At 46.5% G+C, this 2,631-nt stretch carries 2 protein-coding genes; one reads left to right on the forward strand and one right to left on the reverse strand.

Features of this window, described 5'->3' with window-relative positions; translation table 11 throughout:
* Positions 1 to 115 precede the first annotated feature (115 nt).
* Positions 116 to 1,486 carry a signal recognition particle protein gene (ffh, locus tag HMPREF2726_RS00400; RefSeq protein WP_070601847.1) on the reverse strand — a complete coding sequence of 457 codons (1,371 nt, stop codon included), beginning with the start codon at positions 1,484 to 1,486 and terminating at the stop codon, positions 116 to 118.
* Between the two features lie 116 nt (positions 1,487 to 1,602).
* On the opposite strand from ffh, the gene HMPREF2726_RS00405 reads away from it, so the two are divergent.
* Entirely contained in the window at positions 1,603 to 2,409 is an 807-nt protein-coding gene (locus HMPREF2726_RS00405) for a cytochrome C assembly family protein (protein WP_070601849.1), read from the forward strand.
* The last annotated feature ends 222 nt before the right edge of the window (positions 2,410 to 2,631 follow it).

Raw genomic sequence — 2,631 nt, forward strand, 5'->3', positions numbered from 1 at the left:
TTTAGGGGATTTTGGGGGATTTTGCAAAGGTCTCCTGATGCCTATACATAAAGAGAGGTCGTCTGAAAACCCAATTTCAGTTTTCAGACGACCTCTCTCTTAGATTTCCTGCCAATTACATTCCGGGGAACATTCCTTTCATACCCTTCATGCCTTTTGCCATACGCATCAGTTTGCCCAGTCCTTTTCCGCTAAACATTTTCATGACTTGTTGCGATTGTTCAAACTGTTTGAGCATTTTGTTGACTTCCTCTACGCTGGTGCCGGCGCCTGCGGCAATGCGGCGTTTGCGGCTGGCTTTGAGCAGGGCTGGATTAGCGCGTTCTTTCGGTGTCATGGAGTTGATGATGGCTTCGACTTTACCCATGGCTTTTTCTGCCGTGCCTTCGGGAATTTGTTTGGAAATCTGACCCAGTTCGCCCGGCATTTTTGACATCAGGCTTTCCAGCCCGCCCATATTGCGCATTTGCTGGATTTGTTCTTTAAAGTCATTGAGGTCGAAGCCTTTGCCTTTTTGCAGCTTTTTCGCCATTTTGGCGGCGGCTTCTTCGTCTATGCCTTTTTGGACATCTTCAATCAGACTTAATACGTCGCCCATGCCGAGGATACGGCTGGCGATACGGTCTGGGTAGAAGGGTTCGAGTCCTGTGATTTTTTCACCGATACCGATAAATTTGATGGGTTTTCCGGTAACGTGGCGTACAGACAATGCCGCCCCACCGCGCGAATCGCCGTCCATTTTAGTCAGAATGACGCCGGTCAACGGCAAGGCTTCGTTAAATGCTTGTGCGGTGTTTACAGCGTCTTGGCCCAACATGGCATCGACGACGAATAAGGTTTCTACGGGATTGACGGCTGCGTGCAGCGCTTTGATTTCATTCATCATCTCTTCGTCAATCGCCAAGCGTCCGGCGGTATCGACCATCAAGACGTCGTAAAAGTGTTTTTTTGCATAATCAATCGCAGCAGTGGCAATTTCGACAGGTTTCTGATTGGAATCGGAAGGGAAGAAGTCAATGCCGACTTGCTCAGCCAAAAGGCGCAACTGTTCGATGGCGGCAGGGCGGTACACGTCGGCTGAAACGACCAAGACTTTTTTCTTCTGTTCGTTTTTCAGCAGGCGTGCGAGTTTGCCGACGGTGGTGGTTTTACCGGCACCTTGCAGACCTGCCATTAAAACGACAGCAGGCGGTACGGCCGCCAAGTCCAAAGAGGAATTTTCCTTGCCCATCAATTCGATCAGGGCTTGGTTGACGACACCGATAAAGGCTTGATCAGGGGTCAGGCTGCCGGTAACTTCTTGTCCGAGCGCTTTTTCTTTGACGTTGTTGACAAATTCTTTTACGACGGGCAGGGCTACGTCTGCTTCGAGCAGGGCAAGACGGACTTCCCGCAGCGCCTCTTTGATGTTGTCTTCTGTCAGTTTTGCTTGACCGCGGATATTTTTGAAAACTTTACTAAAGCGGTTGGTTAAGTTGTCTAACATGCTTGTCCTTGGTAATGATAATAGCTGCCCTGTTCGGGGCATTCTTTGCTAAAATAAAATTGAGATTATTTTACACTATCGCGTGCGGTTATGTATGCGCGCCAAGAAAGTTTGTTATGCCGACTATCCTGATTTGCCTGATATTGGTGTATGCCGGATTGGGTATATTCGTTTGGTTCAATCACAAGACCCGAGAGATTAAAGATTATCCTCTAAAAGCCGAGTTGGCTGTTTTGGGTGCTGCACTGACCATGCACGGTGCCGTATTGCTTATGCCTGTCATTCAAGACAAGATTTTGATCATGGGCTTTGGGTATTCCATCAGTTTGATTGTGTGGTTGATGCTGCTGGTGTATTTCGTTGGTAGTTTTTTCTATCGTCTGCGCGGATTACAGCTGCTTTTGTATCCGTGTGCAGCGTTTACCTTGTTATTGGGTGCACTGTTCCCTGGGAAATATGTCGGTTACCAAATCAATGATTTGCCGTTTATGTCGCACATTGGTACATCGCTGCTGGCATACGGTTTATTCGGTATTGTGACCTTGTTTGCCGTTTTGATTTTGCTGCTCAACCGTAACCTGCATAAACGACGTGTTTCCAGTTTGTCCGGTTTTCTGCCGTCTTTACTGAGTTTGGAAAAGCTCATGTTCCAGGGGATGTGGGTAGGTTTTATCTTATTAACCTATTCGGTTGTCAGCGGGACATTTTTTGCAGAGGCTGTATTCGGTAAACCCGTTACATTTACCCATAAAACCGTATTTGGTATCCTCTCATGGATAATTTACGGTGCGTTGCTGCTTAAGCACAGTATGACGGCATGGCGGGGTAAAAAAGCAGCCGTTTGGACAATCATCGGGTTTGTCAGCCTAATGTTCGCTTATGTAGGAAGCAAGTTTGTATTGGAAATCTTGCTGCAGCGTTAAGATGAGAGATATTTGGTTAATAGCGTATTTAGATTAATAAAGGTCGTCTGAAAGGGATTTCAGAAGACTTTTACTGTTGATTGAGTTTGGTTTGAGAATATTTTGAAATAAAAGTCTTTGTATTTCAGGTTGTTGTTAGGTTTTGTGGAATTTTTTGTTGTTTAGGAGTTGACGGTTTTCGAGGGGAAGGGTATAGTTCGGTTCTTCGCTGCTTCGGCGGTG

Origin of the sequence: Neisseria sp. HMSC074B07, assembly GCF_001810355.1 — a bacterium.
Lineage (GTDB): Bacteria > Pseudomonadota > Gammaproteobacteria > Burkholderiales > Neisseriaceae > Neisseria.